Consider the following 17,954-nt stretch of genomic DNA (forward strand, 5'->3'; position numbering starts at 1 on the left):
GGCGTTTGAATACTTAGGTGACCAGGGTCACGATAGCCTTGGTGGCTTACACCGGAAAACGGATCGGAAGAGATAACCATGGGCAACTCCCGTGACAACACTGACGTTGTCATCCTCGCAGCAGCGCGCACCCCGCAGGGCCGGATCAATGGGCAGCTGGCAAGCTTCACCGCCGTGGAACTGGGTTCCCGCGCCATCAAGGCCGCGCTGGACGCCAGCGGCGTGGATGCCGGCGACGTGGAAGCCGTCATCATGGGCCAGGTGCTGCAGGCAGGTGCCGGCCAGAACCCCGCCCGGCAAAGTTCAATCGGTGCCGGCATCGGCTGGGACGTCCCTGCCGTGACAATCAACAAAGTATGCCTGTCAGGACTGACCGCGGTGATCGACGCCGCCCGGATGATCCGTAGCGGCGAGGCGGCAGTGGTGGTGGCCGGCGGCCAGGAATCCATGACCCGGGCCCCGCACCTGCTGCCCGGCTCGAGGCAGGGCTGGACCTACGGTTCAATCCAGGCCCTGGACGCTGCCGCGCATGATGGCCTGACAGACGCTTTCGACGGGCAGTCCATGGGTTTGTCCACCGAGACCCGCAACCTTGCCCTGGGCATTGACCGCACATCGCAGGACAACGTGGCCGCCCAGTCCCACCAGCGGGCCGCGCTGGCCGCCAAGAATGGAACGTTCGACGACGAAATCGTTCCGGTCAGCGTCAAGCAGCGCAAGGGCGATCCGCTCGTGGTCTCCGTTGACGAGGGCGTCCGACCCAACACCTCCGTGGATTCGCTCGCCGGGCTGCGCGCAGCTTTCGTGACCGACGGGACCATCACCGCCGGTAACTCCTCTCCCCTGTCGGACGGGGCCGCAGCCCTGGTGCTGGCCTCCCGCGGCTATGCCGAGGAACACGGCCTGGAATACCTGGCCGTCGTCGGGAAACCCGGGCAGGTTGCCGGACCGGACAACTCGTTGCACTCCCAGCCATCCAATGCCATCCGGAATGCCCTGGGACGGGCAGGCTGGACCACAGCCGACCTGGACTTCATTGAGATCAACGAAGCCTTCGGGTCCGTGGCCGTCCAGTCGCTCAAGGACCTGGACTACCCGCTTGAGAAGTGCAATATCCACGGCGGCGCCATTGCCCTGGGCCACCCCATCGGGGCCTCGGGCGCACGGCTGGCCGTCCATGCTGCGCATGAGCTGAAGCGCCGCGGAACGGGTAAAGCCGCCGTGTCGCTGTGCGGCGGCGGCGGGCAGGGCGAAGCGCTCCTGCTCTACCGCGACTGATGGCCGGCCCGGTCATGAACGGGGCGGACGGCGCCGGACACGGACGGTTCCTGGCCGACGCCTCCGCCCGCGGGCTGGCGGTGGACATCGTGGAAAGGCCGGCCGCCAGGAGCCTCGAAGAGGCAGCCGGCATTCTGGGAATCAGCCCCGCTGACATCGTCAAATCGCTGGTGGTCAAGCACAAGGACGGTACCTTCCTGTTTGCGCTGATCCCCGGCGACCGCCAGATCTCCTGGCCCAAACTGCGGGCCCTGGTGGGCGTCAACAAGCTGTCGCTGCCGCCCGCGGACACGGCCCTGGAGGCGACCGGGTACGAGCGAGGCACCATTACGCCGCTGGGCAGCTCCACCAGCTGGCCGGTCTACGCGGACGCCACTATCACCGGGCGCCGGATCTCGATGGGTGCGGGCGCCCACGGCTACAGCGCCTTCGTGGACGCGGACGCCCTGACCGCAGCACTGGACGCTGTCGTAGCCGATATCTCCGACCCCGTTTAAAGCAGGAAGCACCGCATTAAAGCAGGAAGCCCCGCCCACAAACGTGGACGGGGCTTCCTGAGGAAAAAGCGCGTTACTACTTGAGGGTAACGGTTGCGCCTGCAGCCTCGAGCTGCTCCTTGGCCTTCTCGGCAGCTTCCTTGGTTGCACCTTCGAGGACAGCCTTGGGAGCGCTGTCAACCAGGTCCTTGGCTTCCTTGAGGCCCAGGGAAGTGATGGCGCGAACTTCCTTGATCACTGCGATCTTCTTGTCGCCGGCAGCTTCGAGGACGACGTCGAAGTCGGTCTTCTCTTCAACCTCTTCAGCAGCAGCGCCGGCGGGGCCAGCAACAGCAACAGCAGCAGCGGTAACTTCGAAGGTCTCTTCGAAGAGCTTGACGAACTCGGAGAGCTCGATGATGGTCAGTTCCTTGAAAGCTTCAATGAGCTCTTCGTTGGTGAGCTTCGCCATGGTAGGCGTCCTTCCTGTTGTGGTGTTCAGCGGCACGCAGCCGTGCTTCACACCGGAGTCTTGTGAGGTAAAGAGAGTTAGTTCTCTTCAGCTGCGGGAGCTTCGGCTGCAGGAGCCTCTGCTTCTGCGGCGGGGGCTTCTTCAGCGGCGGGCGCCTCGGCAGCTGCCGGTGCACCGTTCTCTTCTTCAAGCTTGAGGCGCAGTGCGTCAATGATGCGTGCAGCGGCGGCAGCAGGGGCCTTGAGGACGCCTGCAACCTTGGCGAGCTGCAGCTCGCGGGACTCGAGAGCTGCCAGTGCGGCAACCTCGCTGGCGTTCAGTGCCTTGCCCTCGAAGTAACCGGTCTTGATGACCAGCTGCTTGTTGGTCTTGGCAAAATCCGTCAGGCTCTTGGCAGCGGCAACTGCGTCACCCTTGATGAACGCGATCGCAGTGGGGCCGGCAAGCTGGCCGTCGAATGCTTCGACACCGGCTTCCTTGGCTGCAATGGCGGTCAGGGTGTTCTTGACGACCGTGAACTTGGTGTCCTGGCCGAGAGAAACACGCAGCTGCTTGAGCTGTGCAACGGTGAGCCCACGGTATTCGGTCAGGACAGCGGCGTTCGATTCCTTGAAATCGTTAGTGATCTCAGCTACTGCTGAAACCTTGGTAGGCGTTGCCATAACCCTCCTTCCGGGGATAGTGCCGGTATTCGACGGTCCCCGCTCAAGAGAGCTAAAACTAAAAACGCCCCGCGCAGATGCACGGGGCTTGGCTCAACACGGCTGTACCGTGGAGCTTTGCTTCGTTCACCTGCGCCGGCCGCCCTGCGTTGAGGGTCCTTCGTCCGGAAAACCACTTCTATCCCCCGCGCAGAACTGCAGAGTTGAGCCATGCTCAGGGGAGTGGATTTCCAACAACCGACGGTCTTTGGTCATCCCAGTCTAAGGGAGGTCCCGCCGCTCCGCCAAATCGGCAGTCAGCTGTTGCTGGTGCGAAGGTGCGGAAGCTCCTTCTGCCAGATTCCCGTCACGCCCGCGGTCCGGAATCCCAATTGCTGGTTGACGGTCAGGAGGTATCGGTTTTCCGGCGCATTCCAGGTGTAGATGACCCGGGCATCCGGAAACTGCTCCGTCAGCCGTTCCATGTTCGCCACCTTGATCAGGAGTCCCAGCTTGTTGCCGCGGTGCTCCTGCAGGACGAGGGTATCGTCCTGGAAAACCACGTCAGCGCGGTGGGCCAGCACCGTGATGGTGGTCAGGCCCACCAGCGCCCCGCTGGCGAGATGCTCGACGGCGGTGACCACCGTCCGCCGGCCCTGCGCAATGGCAACGTCTTCGGCCTCCCGGAGGATGGCGCCGTCGAACACCATGTCCTGCTCAACCGGCACCTGGAGCGACGGGTCGACGTCGGCGCCTGCCTGGTTTTCCAGGACGGCGACGGCCTCCAGCCAGCGGTCAGGGCACCGGTCCGTCCAATGGTGCAGCCGGTACCGGCCGTTGTTGGCTTCCTCCGCTTCGGCCTGCAGGTCGGCCACCAGCTTCGAGTCCAGCGGCAGCAGGCAGGAACTAAACTGCTCAATGTGCTGCAGGGTGTATCCGGTGCGTTGGGCGAACTCCACCTCGCGGCTCTCCAACGGCACGAAGCCCTGCCCCGATCCGGGGACCAGCTGGGCACGTTCGAATTCGTGCAGGGAAGCCCCGGGATGGTTGGTGTCCACCAGGATCATGGTGCGGCCTTCATTGCGGGCCAGCTGCTCGGCGGCCTGGAGCAGCTTCCTCCCGACGCCCTGGCGCTGGAACTCGGGCAGGATGTCCAGGGTGAACTCCGCCAGGTCCAGGTTGTCCGTGAGGGGAAGGGCGATGTCAACGGTGCCGACGATCTCACCGTCGACCTTGGCGACCAGGATCAACTGCCGCTCATAGGGATCCGCGAACTCAAGCAGCTTTTCCAGGGGGCCGTAGGCGAGGTCGTCGCTACCCCAGGTCTGCATGCGGACTTTGCGTCCCACTTCGACGGCGGCAAGGAAGTCCGCAGCGTCCGGCGCCTCGAGTGAATCAGGGATCCAGAGCTGCTCGATCTTCACGTCTTTTGCCATAGGCGCATCATCCCAGCCGTTTCTGCCACTCACCTTCATAACCAGCCGGCCTGAATCCAAGGGCAATATTTATGGCCAGCATATGTTGGTTTTCACTGGCGTTCCACGTCAACACAGAACGCGCCGACGGCCATCTGCCCTGGGCACGCCGTAGATTCGCCACCTTGATAAGCGTGCCGAGGCGGCGGCCGCGGTGTTTGGCCGTGACCAGGGTGTCCTGCTGGGCAATGGAGGCCGGCACGCCGGGCCGCCAGTTGAGGACCGTGTAGGCGACCAGCTCCCCCGTGGCGCTGTGCAGTGCGGCGGTCACCGCGGACTGGACGCCGCCGCGGGCCATCGTTTGCTCCTCCTCCCGCACCCTCGCTGCATCCCAGTCCTCGCCCTCCCAGTCCATCCCGGCAATGGGAACGTCCGTGCTCATCCGGGCTTTGAGAACCGCGTAGGCCCGAACCAGGTCTTCGGGGCAGGTGTCGTCCCAGCCCGTGATGATGTAGCCGCCTGCCCCCGCTGCTGCCTCCGACTCCAGCCGGTCCAGCAGTTCCGGCGCAACGGGAAGGTCCAGCCGGCTGGACCGTTCCACCTGTTCCAGCTCGTAGCCGGAACCTGCGGCGAAGGCTACAGCAGGTTCAGTGGCCGGCAGGCCCCCGGCACCGGATTTTGCGGGGAGCAAGGGGTTCCCGTCCCCCGCGGCCAGCGGAACCTCGTGGTATCCGTAGAGGGAGGTCCGGCCCCGTTCCCTGGCTATCGACTCAGCGTGCAACAGCAGCATCCTGCCCAGCCCCCGGCGCCGGTGGACGGGCGCAATCAGGACGTCGATGCCGGCGGTGTGGGTGTTCTCGCGGAGCGGCAGTTCCACCGAGCACATGCCAACGGTCTCCCCCTTCAGCCTCGCCAGGAAGAGCTGCCGCTCCTCGTACTCGTTGCCCTGCCAGAACTCGGCAGCTTCCTGGAGAGTGGGACAGCGGTCCAGGTTGCCCCACAGCGCGAGCTCGTGCTCCACCCGCAGGGCATGGCATTCCCTGAGATCTGCTGTGGGTCCTGCAGAAGCGGCATTCATGCCGGGTTCCGGAAGCACCTTAACGGCAGTGATAACGGGTGCAGTGGGGGTCCCTGGGAAGGTGTCCGACTCCGGGTCAGCCATTCCTACAGCTTAGGCACAAGGTACCGGCGGCGGGATAGTTCCGCAGCTTAAACAAAACCGCCCGGCACAGGTGCCGGGCGGTTTGTTGCGGCGGACGGGTTCCGCTGCAGGAGCTTCAGACGAGGATTTAGGCCTCGGTCAGAACCTTGGTGACGTTCGGGTCGACTGAGATGCCGGGACCGAAGGTGGTGGCAACCGTGGCCTTCTGGATGTAGCGGCCCTTGGAAGCGGACGGCTTCAGGCGAAGCACCTCTTCCAGCGCAGCTGCGTAGTTCTCGGCCAGCTTGACGGCGTCGAAGGAGACCTTGCCGATGATGAAGTGCAGGTTGGAGTGCTTGTCGACGCGGAAGTCGATCTTTCCACCCTTGATGTCGTTGACGGCCTTGGTGACGTCGGGGGTCACGGTGCCCGTCTTCGGGTTCGGCATCAGGTTACGCGGGCCCAGGACCTTACCGAGGCGGCCAACCTTGCCCATGAGGTCAGGGGTGGCGACGGCGGCGTCGAAGTCGGTCCAGCCGGCTGCGATCTTTTCGATCAGGTCGTCGGAACCAACGAAGTCGGCGCCGGCGGCGATTGCTGCCTCAGCCTTGTCACCGGTGGCGAACACGAGGACGCGGGAAACCTTACCGGTGCCGTGGGGCAGGTTGACGGTGCCGCGGACCATCTGGTCAGCCTTGCGGGGGTCGACGCCGAGGCGGAATGCAACCTCAACGGTGGCGTCGAACTTGGACGGGTTGGTGTCCTTGGCGAGGGTTACTGCCTCGAACGGCGCGTAGAACTTCTCCGCGTCGATCTTGGCGGCTGCTGCCTCATATGCTTTGCTGCGCTTTGCCATGCTGCTTATTTCTCCTTGTGCAGTTGTGGTCTGCGGACCGCGCTGGGCCCTGCCACAGTTGGTGGGCGGGCTCGTTATCCGTGCCCGTTTCCCAACATTTCAGTTTTGGTGGTGCCGGTGTCCCGGCGGTGCCGCCCGTCGTCGTGCCCTTTTTGCGGGACACAACACCGAAGCGGCGGAAGCGGCTAGCCTTCGACGGTGATGCCCATGGAGCGGGCGGTGCCGGCGATGATCTTCGCTGCGCCTTCGAGGCTGGTGGCGTTGAGGTCTTCCATCTTGGTGGAGGCGATCTCGTTGACCTGTGCCTGGGTCAGCTTGGCAACCTTGACGGTGTGCGGGGTTGCTGAACCCTTGGCGACGCCTGCAGCCTTCTTGATGAGCTCTGCAGCCGGCGGGGTCTTGGTGATGAACGTGAAGGAACGGTCCTCGTAGACCGTGATTTCCACGGGGATGACGTTTCCGCGCTGGGCTTCCGTCGCAGCGTTGTACGCCTTGCAGAATTCCATGATGTTGACACCGTGCTGGCCAAGCGCAGGACCGATCGGCGGGGCCGGGTTAGCGGCACCTGCCTGGATCTGCAGCTTGATGAGGCCGGTGACCTTCTTCTTGGGAGCCAATGTAGGGTCCTTCTCTCAATAACGTCCTGGGGCACAGGAGCGTGCCTCAGGTTTGTGGCCGCCATGGCAAGGCGGCCGGCCGTTCCGGTACTGCTAAGCGGGCAGCCCCGGGACGAATTCTTGGGTGATCAGATCTTGGTGACCTGGTTGAACGCCAGGGTAACCGGCGTTTCGCGCTCGAAGATGGATACGAGCACCACGAGGGTCTGGGATTCGACCTTGATCTCGGAAATGGTGGCGGGAAGGGTCTCGAACGGGCCTTCCTTGACGATGACGGACTCGCCAACCTCGAAGTCAACGTCCACGGGGGCCTGGTTCTGCTTGTTGACCGGCTTGCCCTTCTCGGCCTGCTCTTCCTCGAAGACGGGAGCAAGCATGGAGAAGACCTCGTCCAGGCGAAGCGGCACGGGGTTGTGGGCGTTACCCACGAAGCCGGTGACACCCGGGGTGTGGCGGACGGCGCCCCACGAGGCGTCCGTGAGGTCCATGCGGACCAGCACGTAGCCGGGGATCCGGACGCGGTTGATGACCTTGCGCTGAGCATTCTTGATCTCAACGACTTCTTCCATGGGCACCTGGATCTCGAAGATGTAATCTTCCATGTCCAGGGTCTGGATGCGGGTTTCCAGGTTGGCCTTCACGCGGTTTTCGTAACCGGCGTAGGAGTGGATGACGTACCAGTCACCTTCCTGGCGGCGCAGCTTGGCCTTGAACTCCTCGGCGGGGTCAACGTCTGCTTTGGCGGCGGCAGCGGCGAGGGCGTCAGTGGACTCCTCTTCGGAGCCGGCGTCTGCCTCGGCGTCAAAGTCGGAACCGGCGTCCTCGGATTCGGGCGCGGAGGAATCAACCTCAGACTCGTCACCGGCTTCTGCCGTGACGTCCGCGGACTCTTCCAGCTCAGTCTCGGTTACCTCGAGCTCCTGCTCAGACACTTGGTCTCCTGCTTCCTCATTGCCTAACATGCCTATTTAAATGGCTCAATTCCGCACACCGGCGTTCCGTCCGGGAATCCCGGAGGAACACGCGGCCTGCGGACCGTGCAGCGTTAGCTGTCCGTGGTGCCGGTCCCGCCGAAGACCCAGCCGACGGCGGTTCCAAAACCGATGTCCAGCAGGCTGACGATGACCATCATGATGCCCACGAACACCAGCACCACGAGCGTGTAATTGATCAGTTCCTTGCGGGTGGGTGCAACAACCTTCTTCAGTTCGCCGATGATCTGGCGGACGAAGAGTGCAATGCGGGCGAAGAAGTTTGCCTTGGCGTCCTTCTTAGCTGGGCGGCCCTTGGAGCTGCTGGCAGCTGTTTCGGTCACCTGGTCCTCGCTCATCTTTGCAATGTTGGATTACCCGGCCCTGAACAGAACCATGGTTGCTGCGCTTGCCCCGGATTTTCGCCCGGGGCGCTTGCGCAGGGCAGACAGGACTCGAACCTGCAACCTGCGGTTTTGGAGACCGCTGCGCTACCAATTGCGCCACTACCCTATGGAGTGAATTCCACCCTCTGACAACGAGCCTCCAGTCTGAGCTGGGGCGCACGTCATCATCCGTGTTTCAACACCGGTGAACCAGTCTACGCAACAACTTCGTGTTCGTCGAACCGGCCCATTTCCGGCCCCCGCCTGACGGCCTGCCTGACATGTGACCGGGACACAGTCACAAATCAAAACCGGCAACCCGGAGGGTCCGGTGAACAGCATAGAGTAGAACTCGTCGAATCCCACATTCCAGCCCCCAGGCTGCAAGCGAAGAACGGACCTGCCATGTCTGCCGCCCGCGTTTCCCAGCGCATTTCCGCAATTGCCGAATCCGCAACCCTCGCCGTTGACGCCAAGGCGAAGGCGCTGAAGGCAGCGGGCCGGCCGGTTATTGGGTTTGGTGCGGGCGAACCGGACTTCCCCACTCCGGACTACATCGTCCAGGCCGCCATCGAAGCTGCCGGCCAGCCGAAGTACCACCGCTACTCCCCTGCCGGCGGATTGCCGGAGCTGAAGAAGGCCATAGCCGACAAGACGCTGCGCGACTCCGGCTATGCAGTGGACGCCGCCCAGGTCCTGGTGACCAACGGCGGCAAGCAGGCCGTGTACAACACCTTCGCCACCCTGGTTGATCCGGGAGATGAGGTTATTGTCCCCACCCCGTTCTGGACTACCTACCCGGAGGCCATCCGCCTGGCCGGCGGTGTCCCCGTGGAGGTGTTTGCGGGTCCTGAGCAGGACTACCTGGTCACTGTGGAACAGCTCGAAGCAGCCCTTACGGACAGGACGAAAATCCTGTTGTTCGTGTCGCCGTCCAACCCCACCGGCTCTGTCTACTCGCCGGAGCAGGTGGCGGAGATCGGCAAGTGGGCAGCGTCCAAGGGCCTTTGGGTGGTCACGGACGAGATCTACGAGCACCTGACCTACGACGGCGTTCCCTTCACTTCGATCGCCACCGCGGCGCCGGAACTGGGCGACAAAGTGGTGATCCTGAACGGCGTTGCCAAAACCTATGCCATGACCGGCTGGCGGGTGGGCTGGATGATCGGTCCGGCCGACGTCATCAAGGCCGCCACCAACCTGCAGTCGCATGCCACCTCCAACGTCTCCAACATCATGCAGATCGCCGCCCTCGCCGCGGTTTCCGGCCCGCTGACGGCTGTTGATGAGATGAAGGTGGCATTCGACCGCCGCCGCAAGGCGATCGTTGCGGGCCTGAACGCCATCGACGGCGTGGAATGCCCGACGCCGAAGGGCGCCTTCTACGTCTACGCCGATGTCCGTGGGCTGCTGGGCAAAGAGTTTCCCACCGCCTCCGGCACCGCAACCCCGCAGACCTCTGCCGAGCTCGCAGCGCTGATCCTGGACGAGGTTGAAGTGGCCGTGGTTCCGGGTGAGGCCTTTGGTCCTTCCGGCTACCTGCGCCTTTCCTACGCCCTCGGCGACGAGGACCTGGCCACCGGCGTGCAGCGGCTGCAGGACTTCCTGGGCAAGGCCCAGTAGGACGCTCTCTCTCACTTAACGCAGGAATTCCCTAAACGCTCTATCACTCCCTTCCCGGTGAGTGATAGAGCGTTTGGCGTTAGGGCACATCAAGTGAGAGAGCGTTTGGCGTTAAGGCACATCAAGTGAGAGAGCGTTTGGGGACGTGGGATTAGAGGAGGCGGCGCTCTGCGGCCCACTTGGTCAGCTCGTGGCGGCTGGAGAGCTGCAGCTTCCGCAGTACCGCTGATACGTGGGTTTCCACCGTCTTGATGCTGATGAAGAGCTCCTTGGCCACTTCCTTGTAGCTGTAGCCGCGGGCGATGAGGCGCATGACCTCGAGTTCCCGCGCGGACAGCCTGTCCAGTTCGTCGTCGGCGATGTCCGCGGGGGCGGTACCAAAAGCGTCCAGGACAAAGCCTGCAAGCCGGGGCGAGAAGACCGCGTCACCGCCGGCAACCCGGTACACGGCGTCAGTGATTTCCGCCCCCGAGATGGTCTTGGTGACGTAGCCGCGTGCTCCCGCCCGGATTACCGCCACAACGTCCTCGGCCGCGTCCGAGACGCTGAGGGCAAGGAACTTGGTGGCAGGGAGCAGGGCTGCGGAACCGGCGATAACCTCACGGCCCCCGCCGCCCAGGCCTCCGGGCAGGTGGACGTCCAGCAGCACCACGTCCGGGCGCTGCTGTGCTATGACGGCGATGGCCTGTTCCACCGTGGCTGCCTCGCCCACCACCTGGATGCTGGGGTCCAGGTCCGCTTTCAGGCCCGAGCGGAAGATCGCGTGGTCGTCGACAATGACCACCCTGGCGGACCTGGCGGCCGGATCCGAACCCGGTCCCTGCGTTGTGTTCATGGCTTGCCTTCCGTGCTGTCCTGCGGGGCGGCGGGAAAGCCCAGCCGCACCTCCGTGCCTTCGCTGCTGCTGGTGATTGCCGCTGTACCGCCGTGGCGGTTCATGCGGCCGATGATGGATTCCCTGACCCCGAGCCTGTCCTCCGGCACATGCTGCAGGTCGAAGCCGGGGCCGCGGTCCTTGATAAACACCTCGGCACGGCCGCCGGATGCCTCCAGGTAGACCGAAACGGTCCCGCCGCCGTGGCGGGAGGCATTGAGCATGGCCTCCCGGCTGGCCTGGATCAGCGCTTCATGGCCCTCCGTGACGGCAGTGTCCCCCACGCAGACCACCTCGACGGCGTTGCCCAGCAGGTCCTCCACTTCGGCTGCCACGGCCTTGATCCGGTCCGACAGGTGCCCGGCGTCCTTGCCGGGATCCGCAAAAAGCCAGCCCCGCAGCTCGCGTTCCTGGGCACGGGCCAGCCGGACGACGTCGTGCTCGCTGGCCGCCCGACGCTGGATCAGGGCCAGCGTCTGCAGCACCGAGTCATGCAGGTGGGCGGCAACCTCGGCCCGTTCGGTCTCCCGGATCCTGCCGGCCCGCTCCGCCTCCAGGTCGCGCCAGAACTTCAGCGCCCATGGCAGCAGGACCAGCACCACCCCGCCGAGGACAGCCACCGAGGCCAGCAGCGCCAGCCAGGTCTGCTCCCAGGAACCGGAGCCGGACACCATCACCAGGACGCCGGCCACCACCAGCGCCAGCCCTGCCGCGAGCCGGGCCCAGCCCCCTGCCTGGTCCGCCTTGGTTTTGTCCACGAGCCCGGCCCGCCGGGTCTCATCCAGCTGCATCCAGGCAATGGAGGCGCCGCCGAGCACTGCCGCAGCGGGTATCAGGGTTCCCAGTGGCACATCCACGCCCAGCAGTTGGGCGATCAGGATGCCCGCCACGAGCAGCAGCCCGGTTCCGAGCAGGATTTCCTTGCCGTAGCGCATCTCCCGGAACCGGAACCAGGGCGGCCGGACGGGCTCGGACGCGGACGCTGCGGCTTCCCCCAGGGCGGGGTATCCGAGGCCGCGTGGAGAGGCATTATCCGTCCGTGGGCCGCCGTCGGGCCTGCTGGGCGGCGCGATCCCGTCAATGCCGCCACCCGCCGGGGCCGCTGCCCAGGGAACTGCGGCCGGCACGGTCTCCCGGCTGACAGCCGGTGCAATGGGCGACGACGGCCGGCGCGCCTGGCGCCGGGCGCTTTCGTCAGCCGTGGGAACCATGATCCACAACCACGCATAGAAGACGACGCCGGCCCCGCCGGCAAGCGACGCAAGGACCATTGCCACCCGCACGTGGACCACGGGCACGCCCAGGTGTGCGGCCAGGCCGGAGCACACGCCTGCGATGAAGCGGTCGCTGCGGCGGACCAGCGGGAGGCGGGCGGGCACGGTTGTCATGGATCAATCCAAGCACGGATCAGGGTTCCCGGGCCCGCAGTCCGGCCGGATCCGGGGTCCTCTCAGGGACCATTCAGGGTGTCCCCCAGTAGAGCCGAAGCGCCGCAGGCGGAAGGATCGAAGCATGAACTCGCAAACCCCCACCCCTGATGACGGCCACCCGACGGAGCCCCTCCCCAAACGGGACAACGAAAACCCCACCGAGCCCCTCCCGCCGGCTGGCTCCCAGTCCGTGCCTTCCCCCTCACCTGTTCCCCCGTCGGCGTCGGGTCCGGCCCCGGAGCAGGAACCGGAGCACGACGACGGGGACGGCTCCTCTCACCGGTCCATGCGGGATGACGCGGCGTACGACGGCGCCGGTGCGGCCTATGCCGGGCAGCCTGCCGGAGCGTACCCGGGCCAGGGCAGCTCCGGCCCGGGCAGCGCAAGCCCGGGCGCCGGCAGGTACCCGTATGCCGGTGCACCCACCCAGCAGACCGACTTCTTCGGCTGGGTGCGCAGCCACGGCATCACCCGCGGCCAGGACCGCTGGATCGGCGGCGTCTCCAGCGGCATCGCCCGGCGCCTGGGTATCGACCCGCTGATCGTCCGGGGCGTCTTCATCGTGATGACCCTTTTCGCGGGCATTGGCGTACTTTTCTACGGCCTGGCATGGGCCTTCCTGCCAGAGCCCGATGGAAGGATCCATGTCCAGGAAGCCGGCGCCGGACGGTGGACCAGCGGCATGACCGGTTCCCTGATCGCCGTAATCCTCGGCTTCAGCGGACTGGGCGGCGACTTCTGGGGCTGGAGCAACCACGGTTTCGGCGCCTTCCTCTGGACCCTCTTCTGGGTTGGCGGCGCCATCTACCTGATCTACTACCTCGCGCAGCGCAACAAAGCAGCGGTGGGCACACCGGCGGGCGCAGCCGCACCCGGCGCCACCTCCTACCCGGGCACCCCATACCCCGGTACCACCACGCACTCTGCCGCAGCTTCGGCGGCAACGGCGCCCCTGTACCCGGACGTTGCAGGGACCGGCCCGTTTACCGGCAGCCCCTACGGCGCCGGCGGCTCCGGAAACGGCGGATGGGACAACAAAGGCGCGGGCAGCACCTGGCAGCCGCAGGGTCCTCCGCCGGCACCCAAGGCGCGCCCCGCAGGCCCCGGGGCCCCCGCCGTCGCCATCGCTGCCGGCAGCGCACTGATCGTCGGCGCGGGGCTGAAAGCCCTGGACGTCACCAATATCATCGACCTCGGTGACTCCACGAACGCCATCGCCTGGGCCAGCGCGGCGGCGGTCCTGGGCCTCGGGATCCTCATTCTGGGCTTCCGCGGCCGCACTTCGGGCATCCTGTCGTTCTTTGCGGTGGCAGCCCTCATCACGGGAGGAATCTTCAATGTGGTGGGCAACAACGGTGAGCGCGTCCGGTTCCAGGAAGTTGACTGGGCCCCCACGAGCATCCAGCAGGCAAGCGAAGGGCTGAACATCACGGCGGGACGCGGAACCGTTGACCTCACCGGGCTCGCCCTGGACGCCCCCCTTGAGTCCGAGGTGCTTGTCCCCCTGGACTTCACCGCCAGCAACGTCACGGTGGTGATCCCTGACTCCGTGCCCGTGGACATCCGGGCCGATATGACCCTGGGGAACCTCGCGGAAGGCGGAAGCCAGCGCGGCGGGACAACCACACGCGAAAGCAGCTACAACACCGACAAGCCCGGCAGCCACCTGGTCATCGAGATCGACGGCACCGTCAGCAACGTCACCATCGAGGAAGGTAATTGACATGAGCAGCCAGACACCGGCGCCGGACCCCTACATTCCGGGGAGCTCCGCGGCGGCACGCACCGACTCCGCCCCTCCCTCCGGGGCGCGGGTGGGAACCATCGTGTGGGGCCTGATCGTGGTTGCCCTCGCAGCCCTGATCATCATCGCCCAGCTCGGAATCGTCACCCTCAACGGGACCTACGTCCTGATCGGCCTCATGATCGGAGCGGGTGCGGCCCTGGTGGTCGGAGGACTCCTCTCCGCCAGGAAAAGTGACAACGGCACCACAACACGGAAGTCTTGAACCATGGATAAATTCTTCAGCATCGTCAGGGGCCTGGGCCTGAAACGCGGACCCCAGCGCATCCTGGGGGCGTCCTGGGAGGGATCGCGGCAAAACTCAACGTGGATGTGGCCTACGTCCGCATTGCCTTCCTCCTCTTTGCCCTCCTCCCCGGCCCCGCCTTCGTTTTCTACCTCGTAGCCTGGGCTGTCCTGCCGGACCAGCGGAACGTCATCCCGCTGCAGTCGTTCCTCGACAGGCGGTCACTGAACCGCCCGTGATACACCGCCACACAGGGCCCCGCTCTTCCACCTTGGAGCGGGGCCCTTCGTGTAACCAGTTTGTGTCGTACCGCACACACCGCACTAGACTCTATGTGAGCTCAGCGTGGCGCTCTGCCTGTAAACCCTCTCCCCAGGATTTGAGCGAGACATGAAAATTGGAATCCTTACCAGCGGTGGCGACTGCCCCGGACTGAATGCGGTGATCCGCGGAGCAGTCCTCAAGGGAATTGCCATCCACGGCCACGAGTTCGTCGGTTTCCTCGACGGCTGGCGCGGCGTTGTTGAGGGCGACATCATCGACATCCCCCGGACCATGGTCCGCGGCATTGCCAAGCAGGGCGGCACCATCCTGGGTACCTCCCGCACCAACCCGTTCGAAAACGGCGGCGGCCCCGAGGTCATCAAGGCCCACATGGAGCGCCTGGGCATCGATGCCATCATTGCGATCGGCGGTGAGGGCACGCTGGCAGCGGCCAAGCGGCTTACCGACGCCGGCCTGAAGATCGTCGGTGTTCCCAAGACCGTTGACAACGACCTCGACGCCACCGACTACACCTTCGGTTTCGACACCGCCGTGCAGATCGCCACCGAGGCCATCGACCGGCTCCGGACCACCGGGGAGTCGCACCACCGGTGCATGATTGCCGAAGTAATGGGCCGGCACGTCGGGTGGATCGCCCTGCACGCCGGTATGGCTGCAGGTGCCCACGCCATCCTCATTCCGGAACAGAAAGTCAGCATCGAGCAGATCACCGAGTGGGTGAACGAGGCCCATGCCCGTGGCCGTGCGCCTCTGGTGGTCGTGGCTGAGGGGTTCGTTCCCGAGCACATGGAAACCCCGCATTCCGAGCGCGGCCTGGATACCTTCGGCCGGCCCCGCCTGGGCGGCATCGCGGACCAGCTGGCCCCTGAGCTTGAAGCGCGGACCGGCATTGAAACCCGTGCCACCATCCTGGGCCACATCCAGCGCGGCGGCGTGCCGTCCGCTTTCGACCGTGTCCTGGCCACCCGGCTGGGCATGGCGGCCATCGACTCGGTGGTCGAGGGCTACTGGGGCACCATGGTGGCGCTCAAGGGAACGGACATCGAGCACGTGGGCTTCCAGGAAGCCCTGGGCAAGCTGAAGACCGTCCCGCAGAACCGCTACGACGAAGCTGCCGTCCTGTTCGGCTGAGCCATCCGGCATACCTGAAGAGTGGCTGCGGCCGATGTGTCCTGCCCAACGGGACCGGTTGCCCGCCCTAGGCTGGGAGCATGACACTCGACCCCGGTTCGGCCGCCATCATCCAGCTTGCGTGGGCCCGGCGCCTGGGGCTGGATGATGACGCCTTCAGCTCCGCCCTGGCCTCCGGGGAACGCATAGTCCGCGCAGACGAGTCGGCGCGGACCGTCGAGTTCGTCCGGCTGTTCGGCAGCTCGGCGCTGGTGGGTCCCCAGTGGGTCATCGACACCGCGGCGGACATCCCCGACGAGGAAATGGCGCAGCACGTCACCCTGCTGACCCTCACCAGGTCGCACGGCGGGCACGGGCTGGGGGCAGCCGCACTCTTTTTTGCGGACGACCTGCCCCTCAGGCAGCCGCCGGAGGAAATGACCGTCTCGCACGGCAACGCCGAGGCGATCGAGCTTGGGGGCCGGTGCCCGCCCGACGACGTCAACGAAGTGGGCCTTTCAGACCTGGAGAACCGTTACACGATCGTCCATGAACTGGAGGGGCGCCGGGTGCCCCTGGCCTGCGGAGCCTACTCGGAGTGGGAAGGGCTGCTGGCGCATCTTGGCGTCCTGGTGGACCCGGAATGGCGCCGGCGCGGACTGGGCTCCCTGGCAGCCTCGATTGCCGCCCACGAGGCCCTCGCGGCGGGCCTGACCCTCCAGTGGCGGACGGACGTCAGCAATACAGGTTCCCTGGCGCTGGCCCGGAAGATCGGCTTGTCAGCCGGTGGAATCCAGACCAGCGTCCACCTTGGCTGACCCCGGCACGCCCCAGCCCTGAACCGGCTGCGGCTTGGCGAAGAAGAGCGCCACCGCCGCGCCTACCAGGATGACCCCGGCAGGCAGCAGGATGGACTGGCCCATCGCCGTCGAAAATCCGCTGTGAAGGGCCTCGGGGAGGCCTCCGGACAGGGCCATTCCCTCGCCCGCTCCCCCGCCGGGGCCACCGGCCGGAAGCTCCGCGGCCAGCCGGGCCTGGATCAGCACCGCAATGGCGGCGCTGCCCAGCACGGCGCCGATCTGCCGCGTGGTGTTGTACACGCCGGACCCGGCCCCGGCCTGCCGCGGGGGAAGGTTGCGGGTGGCGGTAGTGCTGAGCGGAGCCCAGATGCCTGCGTTCGCGAATCCCAGGACGGCGCTGGGCAGGAGGAACAGCAGGATGGGGGTGTCCGGCTGCATCAGGGCCGAGTTCCATACAAGGGCAACGGCCATCAGCACCAGGCCCGCTGCGGTAATGAACTTCGGGTTGACCCTGTCGATGACCTTCCCCACCACCGGCGCCAGTCCGCCCGAGATCAGGGCCATGGGCACCATCATCAGCGCGGACTGGGTGGGCGTGAGGCCGCGGACCAGCTGGTAGTAGAAGATGAGCGGCAGGCTGAACGCGGTCACGGTGAAGCCGACGGTGGTGATTCCGGTGTTGGCCAGGGAGAAGTTACGGTCCCGGAAGAGGGCCAGGGGCAGCAGCGGCTCGCCTTTGTTGAACCGCTGCCAGACCACAAAAAGTGCCAGCACGGCAAGGCCTGCGATGATAAGCCCCCACACCGTCACGGGCCCGGCAATGGTGCCCCAGTTGTAGGTTTCGCCTTCCTGGATGCCGAACACCAGGAGGAAAAGTCCGACGGCGCTCAGCACCACGCCGGGGATGTCGAACCGGTGCGGGTGGGTGCTGAGGGCCGGTACGTTGCGCAGGGCGAGGATAAAACCGGCAACGCCGATGGGGACATTGATGAAGAAGATCCATTCCCAGCCGAGACCGTCCACCAGGACCCCGCCCAGGATGGGGCCCACGAGGGTGGCCATGCCGGCGGTGGCACCCCAGATGGCCATGGCCGCGCCCCGCCGGTCCGGCGGAAAAATGCGGGTGATGACAGCCATGGTCTGCGGCGTCATCATGGCGGCGCCGAGCCCCTGCAGCACGCGGGCCGCGATGAGTGTCTCCACGTCGCCGGACAGCCCGCACCACAGCGACGCCAGGGTGAAGACCACCAGGCCTGAGAGGTACAGCTTTTTGGGGCCGAAGCGGTCGCCCAGCCTGCCCGTGATGAGCAGCGGGACCGCATAGGCCAAAAGGTAGGCGCTGGTAACCCAGATGACCGAATTGATGTCCGCGTCCAGGCCCTCCATGATCCGCGGGTTCGCCACGGACACGATGGTGGTGTCGATCAGGATCATAAAGAACCCGATCACCAGGGACCACAGGGCCGGCCAGGGTTTTGCTACGTTTTCCACGGTCATCCTTCGTCAGGTGGTTACTGCCGGGCGGGACCGGGGTGAACGGCTGGGTCCC

At 65.6% G+C, this 17,954-nt stretch carries 18 protein-coding genes, 1 tRNA gene and 1 pseudogene; 8 read left to right on the top strand and 12 right to left on the bottom strand.

Annotation, left to right across the window (positions count from 1 at the left end):
- Positions 1-78: 78 nt before the first annotated feature.
- Both AC4BCK_RS14550 and AC4BCK_RS14555 read left to right on the top strand, forming a co-directional pair.
- Positions 79-1,278 (top strand): acetyl-CoA C-acetyltransferase, encoded by a 1,200-nt coding sequence (locus tag AC4BCK_RS14550; RefSeq protein ID WP_174176745.1) that lies wholly within the window; start codon positions 79-81, stop codon positions 1,276-1,278.
- Entirely contained in the window at positions 1,278-1,775 is a 498-nt protein-coding gene (locus tag AC4BCK_RS14555; protein ID WP_174176747.1) for an aminoacyl-tRNA deacylase, read from the top strand. Before AC4BCK_RS14550 ends, AC4BCK_RS14555 begins: the two co-directional genes overlap by 1 nt.
- A 76-nt stretch (positions 1,776-1,851) precedes the next feature.
- Here AC4BCK_RS14555 and rplL read toward each other — a convergent pair whose 3' ends face one another.
- From rplL to AC4BCK_RS14600, 9 genes are all read right to left on the bottom strand, one after another.
- The gene (gene rplL / locus AC4BCK_RS14560; RefSeq protein WP_066277893.1) at positions 1,852-2,226 is read right to left on the bottom strand and encodes a 50S ribosomal protein L7/L12; all 375 of its coding nucleotides are present in this window, start codon (positions 2,224-2,226) and stop codon (positions 1,852-1,854) included.
- Between the two features lie 77 nt (positions 2,227-2,303).
- Positions 2,304-2,888, bottom strand: a complete 585-nt coding sequence (gene rplJ / locus AC4BCK_RS14565) for a 50S ribosomal protein L10 (RefSeq protein ID WP_104184342.1) — start codon at positions 2,886-2,888, stop codon at positions 2,304-2,306.
- A 296-nt stretch (positions 2,889-3,184) separates the two neighbouring features.
- Complete coding sequence (locus AC4BCK_RS14570; RefSeq protein ID WP_251422131.1) at positions 3,185-4,303, bottom strand: GNAT family N-acetyltransferase; 1,119 nt, start codon at positions 4,301-4,303, stop codon at positions 3,185-3,187.
- A gap of 7 nt (positions 4,304-4,310) precedes the next feature.
- Positions 4,311-5,444, bottom strand: a complete 1,134-nt coding sequence (locus AC4BCK_RS14575; protein ID WP_490566047.1) for a GNAT family N-acetyltransferase — start codon at positions 5,442-5,444, stop codon at positions 4,311-4,313.
- Positions 5,445-5,571: 127 nt separating this feature from the next.
- Entirely contained in the window at positions 5,572-6,279 is a 708-nt protein-coding gene (gene rplA, locus AC4BCK_RS14580; protein WP_066277900.1) for a 50S ribosomal protein L1, read from the bottom strand.
- 185 nt (positions 6,280-6,464) lie between these two features.
- Positions 6,465-6,896, bottom strand: coding sequence for a 50S ribosomal protein L11 (rplK, locus tag AC4BCK_RS14585; RefSeq protein ID WP_003803853.1), 432 nt, complete (start codon positions 6,894-6,896; stop codon positions 6,465-6,467).
- Positions 6,897-7,024: 128 nt separating this feature from the next.
- Positions 7,025-7,828, bottom strand: coding sequence for a transcription termination/antitermination protein NusG (gene nusG, locus AC4BCK_RS14590; RefSeq protein ID WP_174176753.1), 804 nt, complete (start codon positions 7,826-7,828; stop codon positions 7,025-7,027).
- 113 nt (positions 7,829-7,941) lie between these two features.
- Entirely contained in the window at positions 7,942-8,226 is a 285-nt protein-coding gene (secE, locus tag AC4BCK_RS14595) for a preprotein translocase subunit SecE (protein ID WP_104184345.1), read from the bottom strand.
- 81 nt (positions 8,227-8,307) lie between these two features.
- Positions 8,308-8,380, bottom strand: a tRNA-Trp gene (locus AC4BCK_RS14600).
- A 278-nt stretch (positions 8,381-8,658) separates the two neighbouring features.
- On the opposite strand from AC4BCK_RS14600, the gene AC4BCK_RS14605 reads away from it, so the two are divergent.
- Positions 8,659-9,876: a pyridoxal phosphate-dependent aminotransferase gene (locus tag AC4BCK_RS14605; RefSeq protein ID WP_174176755.1), complete on the top strand. Its 1,218-nt coding sequence runs from the start codon at positions 8,659-8,661 to the stop codon at positions 9,874-9,876.
- 151 nt (positions 9,877-10,027) lie between these two features.
- Here the strand turns inward: AC4BCK_RS14605 and AC4BCK_RS14610 are convergent, their stop codons facing one another.
- Positions 10,028-10,711 carry a LuxR C-terminal-related transcriptional regulator gene (locus AC4BCK_RS14610; protein WP_174176757.1) on the bottom strand — a complete coding sequence of 228 codons (684 nt, stop codon included), beginning with the start codon at positions 10,709-10,711 and terminating at the stop codon, positions 10,028-10,030.
- Positions 10,708-12,138, bottom strand: coding sequence for an ATP-binding protein (locus AC4BCK_RS14615; RefSeq protein WP_490566048.1), 1,431 nt, complete (start codon positions 12,136-12,138; stop codon positions 10,708-10,710). Before AC4BCK_RS14615 ends, AC4BCK_RS14610 begins: the two co-directional genes overlap by 4 nt.
- Positions 12,139-12,262: 124 nt before the next feature.
- On the opposite strand from AC4BCK_RS14615, the gene AC4BCK_RS14620 reads away from it, so the two are divergent.
- The 5 genes and pseudogenes from AC4BCK_RS14620 to AC4BCK_RS14640 all read left to right on the top strand — a co-directional run bounded on the left by AC4BCK_RS14620 (position 12,263) and on the right by AC4BCK_RS14640 (position 16,423).
- A complete protein-coding gene (locus AC4BCK_RS14620; RefSeq protein ID WP_310109108.1) occupies positions 12,263-13,903 on the top strand; it encodes a PspC domain-containing protein in 1,641 nt (546 codons plus the stop codon).
- Between the two features lies 1 nt (position 13,904).
- Positions 13,905-14,189 carry a hypothetical protein gene (locus tag AC4BCK_RS14625; RefSeq protein ID WP_217432282.1) on the top strand — a complete coding sequence of 95 codons (285 nt, stop codon included), beginning with the start codon at positions 13,905-13,907 and terminating at the stop codon, positions 14,187-14,189.
- 3 nt (positions 14,190-14,192) lie between these two features.
- A pseudogene (locus tag AC4BCK_RS14630) lies at positions 14,193-14,449 on the top strand (PspC domain-containing protein).
- A 151-nt stretch (positions 14,450-14,600) separates the two neighbouring features.
- Positions 14,601-15,626 carry an ATP-dependent 6-phosphofructokinase gene (locus AC4BCK_RS14635; protein WP_104184350.1) on the top strand — a complete coding sequence of 342 codons (1,026 nt, stop codon included), beginning with the start codon at positions 14,601-14,603 and terminating at the stop codon, positions 15,624-15,626.
- A gap of 80 nt (positions 15,627-15,706) precedes the next feature.
- On the top strand, positions 15,707-16,423 hold the full coding sequence (locus AC4BCK_RS14640) for a GNAT family N-acetyltransferase (RefSeq protein WP_490566049.1): 717 nt from the start codon (positions 15,707-15,709) through the stop codon (positions 16,421-16,423).
- On the opposite strand, the gene AC4BCK_RS14645 is transcribed toward AC4BCK_RS14640, so the two are convergent.
- On the bottom strand, positions 16,385-17,896 hold the full coding sequence (locus tag AC4BCK_RS14645) for a DHA2 family efflux MFS transporter permease subunit (RefSeq protein ID WP_490566050.1): 1,512 nt from the start codon (positions 17,894-17,896) through the stop codon (positions 16,385-16,387). The two genes, AC4BCK_RS14640 and AC4BCK_RS14645, sit on opposite strands and share 39 nt — an antisense overlap.
- Between the last annotated feature and the right edge of the window lie 58 nt (positions 17,897-17,954).

It is taken from the genome of Pseudarthrobacter sp. As-47, from assembly GCF_058215595.1.